General features: G+C 53.3%; 13 protein-coding genes. 7 read left to right on the forward strand and 6 right to left on the reverse strand.

Annotated elements, in window-relative coordinates; genetic code table 11:
• The first annotated feature begins 177 nt into the window (after positions 1-177).
• From MWU62_RS00875 to MWU62_RS00890, 4 genes are read left to right on the forward strand one after another with little or no spacing between them, the layout of a single operon-like run.
• On the forward strand, positions 178-1794 hold the full coding sequence (locus MWU62_RS00875) for a cbb3-type cytochrome c oxidase subunit I (protein ID WP_247112981.1): 1617 nt from the start codon (positions 178-180) through the stop codon (positions 1792-1794).
• Positions 1791-2420: a cbb3-type cytochrome c oxidase subunit II gene (locus tag MWU62_RS00880; protein ID WP_247112982.1), complete on the forward strand. Its 630-nt coding sequence runs from the start codon at positions 1791-1793 to the stop codon at positions 2418-2420. Before MWU62_RS00875 ends, MWU62_RS00880 begins: the two co-directional genes overlap by 4 nt.
• Positions 2417-3073, forward strand: a complete 657-nt coding sequence (locus MWU62_RS00885; protein WP_247112983.1) for a cytochrome c — start codon at positions 2417-2419, stop codon at positions 3071-3073. Before MWU62_RS00880 ends, MWU62_RS00885 begins: the two co-directional genes overlap by 4 nt.
• A 1-nt stretch (position 3074) precedes the next feature.
• The gene (locus MWU62_RS00890; RefSeq protein ID WP_247112984.1) at positions 3075-5315 is read left to right on the forward strand and encodes a cation-translocating P-type ATPase; all 2241 of its coding nucleotides are present in this window, start codon (positions 3075-3077) and stop codon (positions 5313-5315) included.
• Here the strand turns inward: MWU62_RS00890 and MWU62_RS00895 are convergent.
• Positions 5290-6336, reverse strand: a complete 1047-nt coding sequence (locus MWU62_RS00895) for a tellurite resistance/C4-dicarboxylate transporter family protein (RefSeq protein ID WP_247112985.1) — start codon at positions 6334-6336, stop codon at positions 5290-5292. The two genes, MWU62_RS00890 and MWU62_RS00895, sit on opposite strands and share 26 nt — an antisense overlap.
• A 312-nt stretch (positions 6337-6648) precedes the next feature.
• On the opposite strand from MWU62_RS00895, the gene MWU62_RS00900 reads away from it, so the two are divergent.
• Positions 6649-6975 (forward strand): GreA/GreB family elongation factor, encoded by a 327-nt coding sequence (locus MWU62_RS00900; protein WP_247112986.1) that lies wholly within the window; start codon positions 6649-6651, stop codon positions 6973-6975.
• A gap of 140 nt (positions 6976-7115) precedes the next feature.
• Complete coding sequence (locus tag MWU62_RS00905) at positions 7116-8141, forward strand: helix-turn-helix domain-containing protein (protein ID WP_247112987.1); 1026 nt, start codon at positions 7116-7118, stop codon at positions 8139-8141.
• Between the two features lie 2 nt (positions 8142-8143).
• On the opposite strand, the gene MWU62_RS00910 is transcribed toward MWU62_RS00905, so the two are convergent.
• Together MWU62_RS00910 and MWU62_RS00915 are read right to left on the reverse strand one after the other, a co-directional pair.
• Positions 8144-9439, reverse strand: a complete 1296-nt coding sequence (locus MWU62_RS00910) for an SO2930 family diheme c-type cytochrome (protein ID WP_247112988.1) — start codon at positions 9437-9439, stop codon at positions 8144-8146.
• Positions 9440-9540: 101 nt separating this feature from the next.
• Positions 9541-11109: a parallel beta-helix domain-containing protein gene (locus MWU62_RS00915; protein WP_247112989.1), complete on the reverse strand. Its 1569-nt coding sequence runs from the start codon at positions 11107-11109 to the stop codon at positions 9541-9543.
• Between the two features lie 363 nt (positions 11110-11472).
• On the opposite strand from MWU62_RS00915, the gene MWU62_RS00920 reads away from it, so the two are divergent.
• Positions 11473-13047, forward strand: coding sequence for an EAL domain-containing protein (locus MWU62_RS00920; RefSeq protein WP_247112990.1), 1575 nt, complete (start codon positions 11473-11475; stop codon positions 13045-13047).
• A gap of 21 nt (positions 13048-13068) precedes the next feature.
• On the opposite strand, the gene nhaD is transcribed toward MWU62_RS00920, so the two are convergent.
• The 3 genes from nhaD to MWU62_RS00935 all read right to left on the reverse strand — a co-directional run bounded on the left by nhaD (position 13069) and on the right by MWU62_RS00935 (position 17327).
• Positions 13069-14577 (reverse strand): sodium:proton antiporter NhaD, encoded by a 1509-nt coding sequence (gene nhaD / locus MWU62_RS00925; protein WP_247112991.1) that lies wholly within the window; start codon positions 14575-14577, stop codon positions 13069-13071.
• A 141-nt stretch (positions 14578-14718) separates the two neighbouring features.
• Positions 14719-16521, reverse strand: a complete 1803-nt coding sequence (locus MWU62_RS00930) for an AMP-binding protein (RefSeq protein ID WP_247112992.1) — start codon at positions 16519-16521, stop codon at positions 14719-14721.
• Entirely contained in the window at positions 16518-17327 is an 810-nt protein-coding gene (locus MWU62_RS00935; RefSeq protein ID WP_247112993.1) for an ABC transporter ATP-binding protein, read from the reverse strand. The genes MWU62_RS00930 and MWU62_RS00935 overlap by 4 nt, the downstream gene beginning before the upstream one ends.
• Positions 17328-17334: the final 7 nt, after the last annotated feature.

Genomic DNA, 17334 nt, shown 5'->3' on the forward strand with positions numbered 1-17334 from the left:
CATACTTGACTTAGAACAACTGCAACCATCGTTCAAGAGAGCCAGCCGCGTTACTGTATTGCAACTCTTCGTTACCTACTAAGCGAATACAAATACTGCTTAAAAAACCTGCATTCTGTTGAAAAAGAATAGTGGATCTATTTAAGATGTATTTGTAATGCATCAACAGGAAAGACTATGACGCCTACCATCGCCATTCTCCTGATCATTACCTTCGTGCTCTCCACGGTGGGTTTGCTGCTACTGATCTGGTCTATTGCCAACAATCAGTTCAGTCACGGTCAGGCCGCGGCCCGCACCATCTTCTCACCGGGTGAAGAAGGTCACAGTGAAGACCCGGCACGGGCCGCTGACGAACCTTTCACCGGTGACACCAGCGAGCAGACCGAAGCCATCGAAGCCCGCTGGTCTGCCGATCAATCCTCCAGAACCGCGGTACTGACCTGGCTCAGCTCATCGGTTTTCTGGCTACTTTTAGGCTCGTTTTTCGGCCTAGCTTCTTCCATAAAGATGCACCTACCGGAGTTTTTGACAGCCAGTGAGTTTCTTACCTTTGGCCGAATTCGTCCCGTTCACCTTAATGCGGTTACCTACGGCTGGGCGTCCATGGCGGGCATTGGTGTGGCACTGTTCTTGATTCCACGGCTGTTTAAAACCTCACTGGTGGGCGGCAAGTACGCCGTTATCGGCGGTTTTATCTGGAATATCGGTCTGATTTTGGGCTTGAGCGCCATCACGCTGGGCCTGTCCGATGGCGAGGAGTGGCTGGAGTTCCCCTGGCAGATCGACATTCTGTTTGTCGTCGGCGGCGCCTTGTGTGCCGTGCCATTGCTACTCACCGCCGCCAACCGGAAAGTGGAACATCTCTATGTTACAAGCTGGTACCTGATGGCGGCGCTGGTGTGGTTTCCCTTCCTGTTCCTCATTGCCAACCTGCCTTTCGCCTTTCCCGGTGCCTCTGGCGCCACGGTTAACTGGTGGTTCGCTCACAACGTGCTTGGCCTCTGGGTAACGCCCATCGGCATTGGCATTGCGTATTACATGATTCCGAAGATTCTCGGTAGGCCAATCATTTCGTATCAATTATCGCTTATCGGCTTCTGGTCGCTGGCGCTGTTTTATAGTCAGGTTGGCATTCACCACCTCATTGGCGGTCCCATTCCTACGTGGCTGGTCACGCTTTCGATTGTCCACAGTGTGATGATGTCGATTCCGGTGATTACCGTTGCTATCAACCACCACGGCACCATGATGGGCAACTTCGGGCGCCTCAAAGACTCGCCAACTCTGCGTTTTGTATGGATCGGCGCGCTCATGTACACCGTGGCATCGCTTCAGGGCTCCATGGAAGCACTGCGCAGCATTAACGTGATTACTCACTTCACCCACTACACCGTTGCCCATGCCCACCTTGGCATGTATGCCTTCCTGAGTTTTATTCTGTTCGGTGCGGTGTATTTCATTATGCCCCGCCTCACCAACTGGGAGTGGCCTTGGCGCAAATTGATCAGCCTGCATTTCTGGCTGGTCAGCGCCGGCATTCTGATCTACGTGGTATCGCTCACCGTTGCAGGTTGGAAGCAGGGTGTTGCACTGCTCGATGCGGCCATGCCTTTTATGGACATTGTAAAAATGACACTGCCCGGTCTTCAAGCTCGCACAGTCGGTGGCGCTCTGATGACCCTCGGGCATCTAGTATTCGCGTTTCATTTCATCGCCATGTTACTGCGCAGTGGGGCCGCCACTGAGCAACCGACTCTCTTCCGCCCAGCCACCAAGGAGAACGCCCAATGAAACGTGCTCTCGCAATAATGGTCGGCGCAGCTCTGATTCTGTTGCTGGCCACGCTTACTCTGGTGGTTATGCCTTACCTGCAAATGTCTGCTGAGCAGATACCGCCAGACCTTAAGCCATACACAGAACAACAACAGCGTGGTCGGCAAGTATATATCGCCAATGGCTGTGTTTACTGCCACAGCCAGCAACCGCGCGATCCAAGTTTTGCGCCTGGCGATAAAGCGCGGGGTTGGGGCCGCCCATCGGTGCCCGGAGACTATGCTTACGATGAGCCTCACTTGCTGGGCACCATGCGTACCGGCCCGGACCTGTTCAACATTGGCGCCCGCCAGCCCAGCATCGACTGGCAGCTAATGCACCTGTACAACCCCAGAGCAATCATCAAAGGCAGCATCATGCCGTCCTACCCTTTCCTGTTCCGCCATGTGGAAGAACCGGTAGAGGGGGACAAAGTGGTGAACATACCACCGCCCTATGGTCCTGAAACCGGCAAAATCGTCGCCACCGAAGATGCGCTGGCATTGGCGGAGTACATGCTCGCCCTTGACCACACTTACCCGGCGCCCACTTTGCCGAAAAAGCAGTCGAATTCCGATGAGCCCAAGGAGAACCGTGCGCCATGAACCAGCATGATCATCGCGCTCAATTTCGTGAAGCGCCCGAACCGGAAGAAGGCACACGCGCCACGCCAAAGATCGTATTGGCCTGGATTGCCATACTGATTGTGTGGGGGGTGGGCTATTACGCCTGGCAGATTGGCAAGCCCATGCTGGGTGGTGATAGCCGCTCACCGGTAGCCACTGTGCAGCAGGCACCCAAATCCGCTGGCTCAAATATCGATAGCAGCGCGGAAGCCCCGGCGAGCGCCGGTGCCGACAGCAGTACAGCAGCCGCAAAACCCGACGGCAAAGCCATCTACAGTGCTCAGTGCAGTGCTTGCCACCAAGCCAACGGGCAAGGTGTACCGGGCGCCTTTCCACCACTGGCTGGAAGTGAATGGCTGGTAGCCGATGCGGCTATTCCAGTGGCTATCGTGCACGACGGTTTGCAAGGCAAGATCGAGGTTGCAGGCAACAGTTTTCAAGGTGTCATGCCTAAATTTGGCGGCACTCTCTCCAATGCAGAGCTGGCTGCTGTTCTGAGCTATGCCCGCAGCGAGTGGGGCAATAGCGCCAACGAGATAGACCCGGCGGCAGTAGCTGAACATGTGGAACGCTTCGGCGAGCGCGGGGATTGGTCTGCCGAGGAACTGAAGGAGGTTTTCGGGGAGCCCTGAGATGGTCACCAGCAACAGTAGCACAGCAAAAAAAGAGCAAAACCAGGCCATCCTGATGATTGAGGGGATGCGCTGTGGCAGCTGTGCTATTGCTGTTGAAGCTCTATTGAAGAAACAGCCTGGCGTTAGTGACGCCGCTGTTAACTTCGCAGCAGACGTTGCTATGGTTTGCTGGGATGGAGAGAGGCCGCCCTTGGCTAAGCTCCAGCAAGCTGTTGCCCGTCTGGGCTACCGTTTGCACAGTTCGGTTGACCCAGACCGCAGCAAGCTGCAAGCAGAGTCGGTGCGCAAGCATCTACAAAGGCGCCTGGCCGTTGCAGTGGTTTTCGGCATGTGGAGCATGATGCCAGCCCTGCTGATTTATCTGGCTCCACTGGGTGCGGTAGAGCCGGAAGCTTTATGGCCACTTGCGCTGGCCAGCGGCCTGTTCGCAGCGCCCGTTGTGCTCTATTCCGGCTCCCATTTCTACCGGGTGGGCTGGCGAACCCTTATTGCAGGTGCGCCGGGCCTAGATAGCCTGATCTTTCTGGCGGTATTCGCGGCCTGCATTATCTCGGCTTGGCAGCTCGCCGCCGGCAGCTACCACGTGTACTTCGACGCCGCGGTTATGCTGATCACTTTCCAACTAATCGCGAGATTACTGGATACCAGCGTGCGTCGGCGCGCCTCGGAAATCATCCGCCGCTATCTTCAGCACGTACCCGAACAGGTCACCCTCAAAACTGCGACAGGAAAACTGGAAACCCGGCCAGCCGAAGATATTAAAATCGGCGAACGTATTGTTCTCCGGGCCGGTGAACAATTGGCGCTGGATGGTCAGGTTGTGCAAGGGCAAGGGCAAGCCGATCTCGCCATGCTGACAGGCGAGCACATGCCTCAGCTACTTAGCCCGGGCGCCGAATTGCTAGCAGGCTGCCAGTTGCTTGAAGGTGAGCTTGAACTGGTCATAACCGCCAGCACCGGCCAGCGCCGCATCGACCGGTTATCCCGCTCCATCAGCGCCCTGCTCAGCCGCAAAACCACTCTGCAGCGACTCACTGATCGCATTGCCCGCATTCTTTTACCGGTTATCCTAATTGCCGCAGCACTGGCGGTTGGCCTTGCTCTTGCTCAAGGCGTTCCGGTGCCAGAGGCAGCGGCCCGTGGGCTGGCGGTTATGATCATCAGCTGCCCCTGCGCACTCAGCTTGGCCATCCCTCTGGTGATCACCATGGGCCATGCCAATATGATCAACCACGGCATTGTGCTGCAGGATCCAGCGGCTCTTGAGGCTGCCGCCGAAGTAGGTGCGATTGTATTCGACAAAACCGGCACATTAACTACAGGCGAGCCCAGCGTAGACAGCATCACGCCGTTCGGCCAATGGACCCAAAGGCAGCTATTGCAGTTGGCGCAGGATACGCTCAGGGAATCCATGCACCCGGTTGCCCGAGGTCTAATGACGGAATTGGCCTCGCCACTTGCCGCAGCTCCAGAGGGCACACGAGAAAGCATTACCGGTGCGGGTACGCGCTGGGTGAGCGATGCAAGTGTCATTCTGGCGGGTCGCGCGAGCTGGCTAAGGGAACAGGGTGTCGAGGTACCTCCCAGCGAAGATACCGGAATGAGCGTTCATTTGGCCTGTAATGGGCTTTATGCAGGCAAGATTGGATTTCACGAAACCCTCAGACCGGAGTCGATAGCAACGATCCGCCAACTTGTGCATCAGGGCTACGCCACATATTTGCTCAGTGGAGATACCCGCAAGGCTTGTCTCGATCTGGCTAAGCGCCTTGGCATTGCCCCCGAGCACGTACTCTCAGAGTACTCACCCGAGCAGAAACACAGCTTTATCGACAATCTGGAAAAACAGACTCCCACCGTATTTGTGGGTGACGGCCTCAACGATGGCTTGGCTCTGGCCGGTGCAAGGTTGGGTATCGCCGTAGGTAACGCCGCTTCCGCCACGGGTGCCGCAGCAGCGATTTACCTCACAGAAAGCATCGGCAGGGTGCCCGCCACCCTGCAATTGGCACAGCGAGCGCGCAAACTCATGTACCAGAATCTCTTCTGGGCAGTGGGCTACAACGCTCTGGTGATACCGTTGGCGGTTGCGGGCTGGATTCAGCCGGTGATTGCCGCCATTGCCATGTCCCTCAGCAGCTTCTGTGTTCTGCTCAACAGCCTGCGCATGCAAAAGCAGCTAGCCGGTGATGCGCCAGCCACAACGCCTGCCGTCAGCCACGTAACTTCTCCGGCCTGAATGATCGCACCAGCCCAATAAAGGTAATGGCCCAGGCAGTCAGGGCAAGGTAAAAAAAGCTGATGGGGATAAAATCCAGAAAGTGAAAGCCCAGAGCAGCCGCCATCTCATAGGTGCTGGCTGCATACATCCCTAATGGGAACACCGCTCCCCAATACAAAGGGTCGTATTCCAGCGGGAACATTTTGTATACATGGCGCCAGATACCCAGAATAAACAGCATGGGTATCCACCAGGTTCCTGTGGCCCAATAGAACACCGAGAAGCCCTTCAGAAAAGGCAGCAGTGAGTCCAGAAACGGCGCGTCTTTCACATTGACAATCAGCAGGGAGCCGGCCAGCGTCGAGATCGCCATGGCACCCATGTTGATCCAGTATGGCGGCGCAAGATCCCCCGGTGAGAATTTGAAAAAGGTATAACGGTAAAAAATCAGCGACATCATCCAGATGTACAGCATGCCGCCCCAAAGCCACATAGATAGCGCGAGAAAGTTGACCCCCAGCTTATAAGGCTGAGGCATCTCCACAGCAATCAAGGCACTGAGCACCGCAATGGATTGGGTTGCCACCACTGCCAACAACCATCCACCAGTAATGCCTTTGTCCAGCGACGGCTTTTCTTCTTTTACCGTAAAGGCCGTAAATATGGTGTAAGTCAGTGCCAGCCAAAGCAGGATCGCAAGAACCCAAAGCACCCGCCCGGCCAGAGTAAAATCCGTCAGCATGATAAATTGGCTGCCCAGAACACTGGAGCCCGCAGGCAAGGTAAAAAAACCGGGGCCACGCAGGTGGTCTATTACATCAAGTAGAAAGGCCTGCCGATAGAGCACAAAGCGTGCAACCGTGGCAGCCCATAATGCTGCGTAAAAACACAGGTTCAAATAGAACAAGCCTTTGGCAATTACATGAAATTCCAGCATGTGCGCTGCCAAAGAGATAATCCCCGTGGCCATCACCATGCCAAAATAGGCCGGTGACAGGTCTTTCAAATCCTTTGCTATACCCCGCCCGCCTGCTTTCATTTACCAGAACACTCCCTCTTTGGTGCGCGCCTGTCATCAAGTTTGCAGTTTAGTTCAGGGTTGGGTTGGTTCAACTAAACCGGGGTGATCTGGCACATCCTTGCCTTTAATTCCAAAGCTGCTATGGTGCCGTCAACCTCAATGAAGGAGCTTTCTATGGTTTCTTTAATCCCACTTTCGATTACCTTCCATTAGTCGGCGAGCCCCGCCACTCGGTGCTCGCGAGCTTTCCTATGTTTTTGTAGAACACAATCGACAACACGTTTGTGGCACCCGTAACAACAGAATTTTTTAGCAGGCAGAGATACTGACATGATGATGAATGTAGGTTTTAACCTGGGTTCACGTGATATCAAAACACTTAACGCAAAGCTGGGAAGGATCTACAGCAACCCCATCACATCGCCTAAAAATACGGCTTTGATTGGCAGCACAGTCACGCTGATTAACTGCTTGGACTCTTCGGTACTCACCTTCCGCTTAACAGATTCCAGTACCGGCCATGACGGCGACAAAGATGACGTATGCATTGGCTCCCCCTTCGGCCTTGCACTACTAGGCACCAAGCCGGGAAGCGTGGTTAAGTTAGGGTTGTCCAACGAAGAAGGCCATGCTGTAGTGCTAAAAGTATCAAGCTGACTCTATCGAGCTGAAATCCGGTCACTCGGGCATAGCATTCCGGGACTCCCTTGTCACCCGTAATTGACACTGGCGCGCCCGAGTGACATGTTTGCATCCGTTTAGTGCAAACAACAATAACAGCGCCGAGTACCCCAAGCATGTTGATTTTGACCGGTTTTGGTCTGGCTTGTCTGGTCATTCTACTGATTACCACAACCCACGAATTACACCATTCATCCGCTGCGCGGGTGTTTGCGGTTTTTCTCATCGCAAGCGCCGGGTTCTTGCTCCACCCACTCACACCCCCTAGTTGGCAATGGCTCACCCTGAATCTGGAAGTGATGGTTCCGGCTTTATTTTGGCTGCTTTGCCAGGCTACATTCCGCCAGCGTATCAATCTACGGTCAGGCTGGGGCGCGATGGCGCTTTACAGCGTGATTGCCCCTTGGACGGCAAGACTGTTCACCAGCCACCAGAGCGCCGAAGGCATGCTGCTGTTTTTCGGCTGGGAACTGGGCGAGTTATTTGAATTTTTTATCATCGCCAACGGTTTCTGGGTTGTACTCGCAGACTGGCCTGCCGACCTTGTAGAGCCACGCCGAAAGCTTAGGGCTCTTGTTTTATTTATCGCAGGTACTGCCGTGCTCTTGGTTGCGCTGGCATTCAACTTGGGTACGGCTTACGCGATAAACCGGGCGCTGGTGGTCTCCATTGCCGGTGTTGCAATAGCTACGTTCCTGTTGCAAGGCAGGTTCAACGAACTGTCATTGCGCCATGGGCCCACGCCGCCCGTTGAGCCCGAGCATTGTGATCCGGTCGACGACAGCCCTCCTCAAACAGATGTCCAACTCGAACACGCAGAGCGCCTTTCCAGCCTGATGCAGCAAGGCTATTACCGAACAGAGCATCTGACCCTAAAAATGCTGGCCGAACAGCTGGAGCTCCCGGAGTACCGCACCCGGGCACTCATTAATAAGCAATTGGGTTATCGCAACTTCAACGATTACATCAACCAACTACGAATTGCAGAAGCTTCAAAACGCTTGGTCTCGGACCCGGATACGCCGGTACTCAACATTGCGCTGGATGTCGGATACAGAACTCTCAGCTCATTCAACCGTGCATTCCGAGAAATCAAGCAGTCTACGCCTACCGAATTTCGTCGGAATAACACGGTTTCATAGCATTACGGTGCGGGAGAACAACTTGCCGAAGGCAGTTGGTTAATCCAGCTGCTTACAAGCGCCACGCCTTCTTGATGCACAGTATTGCGTGCAAGTTCTGGCATTTTATGGCGGTTATCGTCCGTCGACATACGGAACAGCAAGTAAGAATTATCGGGGCTGCCCGGAATGACATCGTATGGGTATCCCACTTTTCCGCCAGCGACCGGCTCTTTGCAAACGCCAAACTTGCTAGGAGAGTCTGCATAAACTCGGTTGTACTCCAGTTGTACACCACTGCTACCAGCAGGCCCAGCGTAATCGGCTGGCAATGTTAGGTCTGCCCGGTGGCAGTGGGCACAGTTAATGTCGAGGTAGGCACGCGCAGCGCTGTTTAATTCATCGCCACTGAGCGAAGCAACGGGCACCTGATCATTGAACACTGGCGCTTTCTCCACACTCTGCAGATCAAACGGCAAGCCCGTTAACAGCTCACCTTCCGCTAAATATTGCAGCTGGTTGTATACGGTTCCATCTGCATAGGTAAAGTCTTTGTTCAGATAGCGTGCTTTCGGGCCAATAGGTAGGAAAATCTGCCCGCGGTCGTCACCCGAACCTGCCAGATTGGGCACAATAGAGTGACACGAACTGCAATCTGCAGCATTTGGCACCGAATAATCAAACGTAATCTCTTGCCCCTGATTGTTAATGGTTGTGAGGCCGTTCAGGCGCTTACCGGCGATGGCCAGAGTGGCGTCGGATTCTGACGACCAGTAATAAGGCAGCGCAACCCAACCACTGGTGCGATGGATCAGCAACCGAGTTTCAATGACTTGTTCATCGCCATCACGAAAGGCGGTGTTTTCAGGTAGCGCAAAGGTTTTGGTGATGACCGTTCCTACCGGGAAATCGAGCACTTCCGAAGCGTTGTAGCTAACCGTTTTGCCTTCAGGCACAAATATAAAACGGTACTTGCTGGTGTAGTCAGAGAACAAAGCCGTAGACAAGTCATAAGGGACACCGCCCTGAGTTGGTGCCGCAGTTGGGTCACTGGCATTGGTAAACAGGTTGTAGTCCGAAAGCTTGGGACACGCCTCACTCATCAGCGCGTTCCAATTAACTCCGGAGATGGTCGCATCGCAGCTTCCATCTGCCCCCGTCGGCGCGCCCGCTCCGGCATTCAGTGCGCTGCTGGCAGGTGGAGGTGTGCCACCACCATCGGGAGCACCGCCGCTACTGTCACTGCTGCTGCCGCCACACGCTGCTAAAAACAGAGAGGCTGCCATAATTGCTATTGTCGTTTTATTGTTACTTCTCATAGGTAATGCTCTCGTGCCGCAGCGTATGACCGGGGCAAAGCTCCCCGGTCATACGCCGTGTTGACTCTCTTACAAGGTCGATTAATGCTCAAAGGGCCTGATTAAAGTGCGCAGGCCGCTTCCGCCAAATCATCCCCAGTACAACCGTAGATATTATTTCTGAAGTTCACCACCGCAGGCGACAGGCGCGGCTGGGTGCAGTTGAGGTAGGTATTATTGACCATCTGATCAATCAACAAGTGAGGCAGCGGATTACCCTCAGCATCAAACTGTGTCAGGTCCGCAGGGTTGGTTGGATAAACCAGACCAGTGTTAACTTCCTCATACTGAGGCGCCGGATTACCGTTGATATTGCGGTTCGCACAAATCCGGTCTTCAGGACCATAAGGATCGTAGTTCACGCCGTCGGCAGCGGCATCTGCCCCCACAATCATATTGAACCCGGCAAGATCAGTGGTGTTTGACAGCAACTCGCCAATACCATCATAGAGGATAGCCGGGAAGGTCTGCGCCATGCCTGTGCTGTTCTGATCAGAGGTGTAGCCACCAATAATAGGTGCTAGCAGGTCCCCACGCGGGGCTCCGCCATTACGAGCGATCGTGTTGTCGTGCAGATAGACGTTCTTCAGTATTGGGCTCCAACCATCAACTATGGTAGCGCCGAAGCTCGTCGGGTAGCTCGCCACATCATCCTCAATTAAGAAGTAGCTGGTGATAGCAACTGCGGTGGTGTCGTTGTCCGTAATCTGGTTGTTGTAAACTTCCACATCACTGGAGGCTAGGATAATCACCCCCGTACCCGGCGGCACAGCGCCAACCACACCGGCACCTACGTTATCGGCGTTGTTTGCGTAAATCTGGTTATTGAAAATCCGCACATTGCTGCCATAGGCCTTGTCCAGCCCCGGCAGATCGAATGATAAAATACCGCCAGAGTTTCCAACGGCAATATTGTTGTAAACATCGGCCATGCTGGAGTTTTCAATTTCAATACCGGCAACGTTATTTTTCGCCGTATTGTTACGCACCACGATGTTCTCTGACTGGCCAACATAAATGCCCGCATCCGCCGAGCCATATGCGTAGTTGTTTTCCATCAGCACGTTCTGGCTTTTAAGGGGGTACAGGCCATAGGCGCCGTTATCTGATTCCAGCTCGCCTTCCCAAACGGTCGCGGTGTTGGTGATGTGAATACCGTTTACGTTGGTCGTTTTGATGCCATTTTTGGGCGCCTCGTAAACAGCTAAATCGCGAACGGTAATGCCGTTACCGCCCTGAAAACGAAACGCGTCGTCGCCATTGGATGTACTGAAATCGAGAATCGTCTCATTCATACCGTGGCCAGCAATCGTAAGGCCTCTTGCGCTGTTCACAACAATACTTTCAGTCACAACAAACCGGCCCTTCGGCAGCACTACCAATGCATCTTCCGGGGCCTCAAACAAAGCTAAAGAAAGCGCTTCGGTAATATTCTCGCCATCTGCCGCATCCGGGGCTACGAAGATGGCACCGTCCGGAATTGCAAATCCGGAGGTGGTTGTTCCAACAACGCTTTGGGCATCTTCGCCATCTTTACCGTCTTTGCCGTCATCCCCACAACCTGCCAACAGTAACCCGCTGGCTAATGCTGAGATCGTGAAAATTTTTGAGAGCTTCGTTCTATGACGCATAGGTGTCCCCTTCTTGCTTATTGTTAGTTTTTCGCAGGCGCGTTCTTGATAAAAATGAACAACGCGCCACACCAACATTATTCATGAGCAGTAAGCAAAGCGAGGACAAACGACAATCAGAAACACCAAGCCTCTGTGCAATTCCTTCAATGCACTGTGCCACATGGCTTTCACGGCAACTTTTTTCACTGACGAATTCTTTAAATGAGGGCTTTTTAAGTTTTTGTTTAGGTTTTCGAGGGTAGGTTTACGTTATTGAAACTCGTCGAAGGTAGTGCCCTGGAGCGTTAGCGGAGAGAGGCATGTGACAAGCAAAAGCGATCAGTTATAGTGTTGGAAAGTCTGCAAGGAATTCGCTGCCAGATGTTCGATGCTGCTAAAAAAACTCGCTGGGCCAACGCCCTCATCAGTATATTAGTCGGCATCGGCACCTTTTTTGTCTATTTCGTTTTAATTCTCGCCTTGGTGGTTCAAGGCCTGCTGACATCGCACTATGAAAAGCTGAACGCTCTGATTTCCGAAGCTGAAAAAATCGGGGCCGAGAGTATCGAAATCATCGATCGACTGAATGCTCTTGCTGTCGATAGCTGCACAGATGAGCTGCTTAGCATTATGCGAAAGGAACTGTTTTTCGCCAGCCGCATAAGAGACATCGGGTTTATCAAAGACGACCTTTTAGTTTGCACAACGGGTCAGGGAGTTCTTGAAACACCGGTCAAGCAAGCTCCGTGGGATTTCATTAACGAGCGAGGAATCAAACATTGGCCAAACGCTCGCCTTGTTCTTTTTGATGGCGAGATTACCGCCACAGTTGCAGAAAGAGGCCAGTTCAACGTTGTTTTTGACACTCGATGGTTGGAACAACAGGCAGCCATAAGCACCCATTGGGAGCTTGTATACCGCAACAATCGATCCGAAACTATGCACACCTATGGTGACACGGGGCTATTTCGAAATTTGGCTGAAAAATCAGCGCAGGCTGTGACTCTCACATCCACCTATTCGGAAGCCTGCAGCACGACCATCCCCTACTGTGCAGGCATGGAAACGAAGCACCAAGACGTTATCAAGCGCAATCAAGCTTTTGCGGCCTATGCTTTATTGATTGGTATCGCTTTGAGTGTCGGGGCCAGCCTCTTAATCAGGCCCTTTCTTAAAAAACGACTGGGCACTGAGAATCGAATAATTAGAGGCGTAAAGCAAAGCGCCTACTTCCCACTGTATCAGCCGATTGTTGATTTGGAGAGCGGAGAGGTTATCGGGTGTGAAGTTCTAGCCCGGTTCAAAGACGCCTACGGCGCTATATATCCAGATGAGTTTATCCCTGCACTGGCCCGAGCCAAGCTTAGTTGGCCGTTTACCCAATTGATCATGCAAAAGACCTTAGAGGATTTGAGCCTTAGACCGGGCTTACCCGAAGGTTTCAAAGTAAACATCAATCTATTCCCTTCCGATATCGCTCAAAGCCGGGTACAAGGCGCGGATATTTCATTGGCACTTGCTGCATCTCGCTTTCATATTACATTTGAAATCACCGAGGATGAGCAGCTCGACTCGGCAACAGCCAGAGCCTGCCTTGACTGGATCAAGCAGCAGAAATTTGAGCTGGCTGTAGATGACTTTGGCACTGGTTACTCCAACCTATCCAAAGTGCGTGATCTGGGCTGCAACACCTTAAAAATCGACCGCAGTTTTGTGTTTGATATCGACTCTGGAGGCCTTGGCGCAGTGCTGGTGCCGTTGATGGTCCGTATTGCCAGCGAGTTGGGCATGGAGGTCGTCGCCGAAGGGGTCGAGACGGAAGCTCATGCCGCCATTGTTCGTAGAATGGGAGCCAGATTCGCGCAGGGCTGGGCGTTTGGCAAGCCCATGACAGCAGCAGATTTAGAGCAGCGCGTGTACGCAACAGCGTCAACAGCGTCAACAGCGGAGCCCTAAGCGGGCTCCGTATGAGAACAATCAAAACAGGTTAGCGTTCAACCACATGTGCGTGACAATCGACGCGGCGTACCCCAGTGCAATAACCGGTGTCCACCGCAGGTGCGACATGAGAGTGTAGTAGCCCCGCGCCTGCCCCATCAGCGCTACGCCAGCGGCAGAGCCAATGGACAGCATAGAGCCACCAACGCCAGCCGTAAGCGTAACTAGTAGCCACTGCCCATGCGACATGTCAGGTTCCATCGAGAGCACGGCGAACATCACCGGAATGTTGTCCACGATGGCAGACATAACACCCACCGCAATGTTGGCGCCCGTGGCGTTCCAGTCGCTATACAGAATCTGGGATACCTCGGCGAGATATCCAATGTAACCAAGCCCGCCTACACAAAGCACCACACCGTAGAAAAACAGCAGTGTATCCCACTCTGTGCGCGCCATCGGGTTGAAAATGTCGAAGGGTACCGCTTTGTCGAGCCGCTCAAGAAGACGAGTATTCTTGTGGTTTTCAGCCCAAACCCGTTCGCGGGCCACACCCCGCTTGAAGCTTAGTTGCAGGTAGTAGCTCAGGAACTGCAGGTAAGCCAAACCCATCATCATACCAACCACCGCAGGGAGGTGGAGGAAGTTGTGGCCCAGCACCGCAGTCGTGATGGTGAGGAGAAATAGCACCACGGTGCGACGGGCACCGCGCTTCATGATCACAGGGTCTGATGTATCTTTTGGTGGCTCATTGGGAATGGCAAAACTCATGATCACGGCTGGCACCAGAAAGTTGACAGCAGAAGGAATGAACAATCGGAAAAACTCAGTAAACTCCACGACGCCTTTCTGCCAGACCATCAGTGTAGTGATATCTCCAAACGGTGAAAAAGCTCCACCAGCATTCGCCGCCACTACGATATTAATACAACCAAGGCCGATAAAACGCGGGCTGTCCTCACCCACTTTCATCAACACTGCACACATCAGTAATGCTGTAGTTAGGTTGTCGGCAATGGGCGAGATGAAGAATGCCAACACACCGGTAATCCAGAATAGGCTGAGATAGCTAAAGCCTTTGCTAACCAACCAGCCACGCAATGCGTCGAAAAGCTGGCGTTCCTCCATGGCATTTATGTACGTCATAGCCACTAGCAAAAATAGCAGCAACTCAGAGTATTCCAACAAATTATGCTTCAAAGCCGCATTAGCGCTCTCGGTATCGCCGTTCATAGCAGCCGCGCCAGCAACTAGAAACCAGATTAAGCCCGCCGCCAGAAGCACCGGTTTGGACTTGCGTAGGTGCAGCTTTTCTTCAAGCATAACGAACGCATAAGCAATAGCGAAGATAACTACCGCAATGTAACCCACCGGATGGTGGGTCAGGCTCTGGGCGCCGGATTCGGCGGCACTGGCAAATACGCTAAACCCAAAAGAAAAAATCGCGAAGATGAACAAAGTCATTTTCGCGACGAGGTTACGGGAGGCGGTTGCTTGCGTGCAGCAACGCCGGACAGGAAGCTTTTCAGAACTGTGATTTTCGGTCATGACATCTGGCTCAAAAGTTAGGGGCGCACATTATCAATCAAAGTGCACCTGGCAAACCATAGCTTCCGTCAAGTTGACTTGATCAATGTCGTTTACAGCTACCCTCCTACCTATTCTGCCCAAAACTGATTTGAAGCTTGGTCAGCTATACAACGACTCAATCACTTCCGCGTACTTCTCAAAGATTTTGCTACGGCGTACTTTCATGGTGGCAGTCACTTCGTCATCGTCGTGATCCAGCTCTTTGCTCAGCAGGTGGAAGCGCTTGATCTGGGCCACTTGTGGTAGTCTTCCGTTACCCTTATCCACCTCTGCCTGAATCAGTTCCTGCACCTTCTCATGCTCGGTTAGGCTGCGGAATGTGGTGTAGGCAATCCGCTCCTGCTCCGCCCATTTTGCCGCAGTTTCAAAATCTACCTGAATTAACGCTGAAACATATTTCCGGGCCTCACCGATGACAATGCATTCCTTAATGTAGGGGCTTGCCTTAATCGTATTCTCAATCTCCGTGGGCGAGAGGTTCTTACCTCCTGCGGTAATCATGATGTCTTTGAGGCGATCAACAATTCTTAGCTGCCCATCCTGCCACTCACCCACGTCGCCCGTGTGCAGCCAGCCGTCTCTCAGAGTAGCCTCCGTTGCTTCATCATTTTTGTAGTAGCCTTTAAAGACTGTGCCGCCCCGCATGAGTATTTCATCGTACTCACCCAATGCCACCTCAAGCCCGGAAACCGCCGTACCGACCGTGCCAAGGCACACTTTGTCTAGGCGTTGAGCGGTTGCAACACCGGTGCTTTCGGTCTGGCCAAAAACCTCAACCAAAGGCACTCCTAAAGTGCGGAAGAACTGCAGAATACCCGTTGAAATGGGGGCTGCGCCGGTCAATGCGATGGTGCAACGGCGCAAACCGATGAAGTTCTGCAGAGCACGGAATACAAGCCAGTAGTACAGGCTATAGGTAAGCCGTTCACCAAGGCTCCAGTTTGTTTTGGGCTTGGTTGCCATAGGTTCACAGGCTTTTATAGCGCGGGCAAAGAGAGCCTGCCGCAGGCGTCCGGTTTCCTGCATCTTGATGTAGATGGAGGAATGGAGCTTTTCCCAAATTCGCGGAACACCCAGAAAAAATGTCGGCGCAATTTCCCGAAGGTCCTCTTGAATCGTGCGCAGGCTTTCACCAAAGCTCACTGCGCTGCCCACATAAACAGGGGCTATATTAGTCAGGGCCTGTTCGGCCACATGACACAATGGCAGATAGGACAAGCTGGTGCTGTGTTGGTCCACTCCTAAAAGCTCCACTAGGCCGGGCGCAGCGGCATGCAGATTGCCCCAGCTGATCATCGCACCTTTGGGCCGGCCGGTAGAGCCCGAGGTGTAGATCATCAGGGCTATCTCGTCCATCTGCTGGCTGTCGAGCAACTCATCAATCAACCCAGGGTGGTTGTTCTCGAATTCCCGCCCAATTTTCTCGACCTCATCGAAGGATGAGGGTGGTTCCGGATAAGACCGGAGCCCCTTCGGATCAATAACAATATTGTGCTTGAGTTGAGGTAGCTCGGGCCAGGCTTCCAGAACCTTATCGGTCTGCTCCTGATCTTCGCACACCACCATTTCTGCATCACTGTGCTCAAGCACATAGGCCACTTCATTCCATGGACTGGTAGGATAAACCCCCACGCAGATCCCTTTCACCAGACCTATACCCATCTGGGCGATAACCCACTCAACCCTGTTTTCGGAAATAATGGCAACATGGCCACCCTCTGAAAGACCGAGTGCTCGTAGGCCCAAACCAAAGTGCCGCGCCCGTTGATAATAGTGCTGCCAGGAGCAGGTCTGCCAAATACCAAAATCTTTCTGCCTGAGCGCCAGCATGTCAGGGCGTTCTTTCGCATGGGCCCGTAGCATTTGTGTCAGCGTGAGATCACGAATTTGCGGTGTGCTCATGACAGCCACCGCTTACGACGTTTGTAGTGCTTGATGTCCCGATAGCTTCGAGCTTCGCCTTCTTTGCCGCCAACACCCAGATAAAACTCCTGAACGTCTTCATTGGACGAAAGCTTGTCTGCCGGGCCATCGATTACGATTTTGCCGTTTTCCATAATGTAGCCGTATGAAGCAATAGCTAGGGACACTGCCGCATTCTGCTCAACTAGCAGTATGGCCGTACCCTGCTCACGGTTTATTCGCGCGATAATAGTGAATATTTCTTCCACCAGCTGCGGCGCCAGACCAAGCGACGGTTCGTCCAGCATGATTAGCTCTGGCTGGGCAATCAGTGCGCGACCAAGTGCCAGCATTTGTTGCTCGCCACCAGATAGATAGCCCGCTAGCTGCTTGCGGCGCTCTCTCAGGCGCGGGAAATAGTCGTAGACCAGCTCATAAGAGTCGTTCAGCGAGGTTTTACGCCCGCTAAGGGCGTAGGTTGCTGCAACGAGATTTTCTTCAACGGACAGATCTTCGAATACGCGACGCCCCTCCATAACATGGAAAAGGCCATCACGTACCAGTTTTTCCGGTGCCATTCCTTTCAATGGGTGGCCCTTGAAGCGGATCTCTCCGGCAGTCACCTCGCCATCCTCCAAAGCAAGCAACCCAGACACACTTTTCAGTGTGGTGGACTTGCCAGCACCGTTGGAACCCAGCAGCGCCACAATGGCGCCACGGGGAACACGCAGTGACAGGCCCCGGAGAACCTGCACCGCCTTGTTGTAAACCACTTCTATGTTATCGATTTCCAGCAAGGCTTCCATAGAGCGT

It is taken from the genome of Marinobacter sp. S6332, from assembly GCF_023016045.1.
In the GTDB taxonomy this organism is placed as follows: domain Bacteria; phylum Pseudomonadota; class Gammaproteobacteria; order Pseudomonadales; family Oleiphilaceae; genus Marinobacter.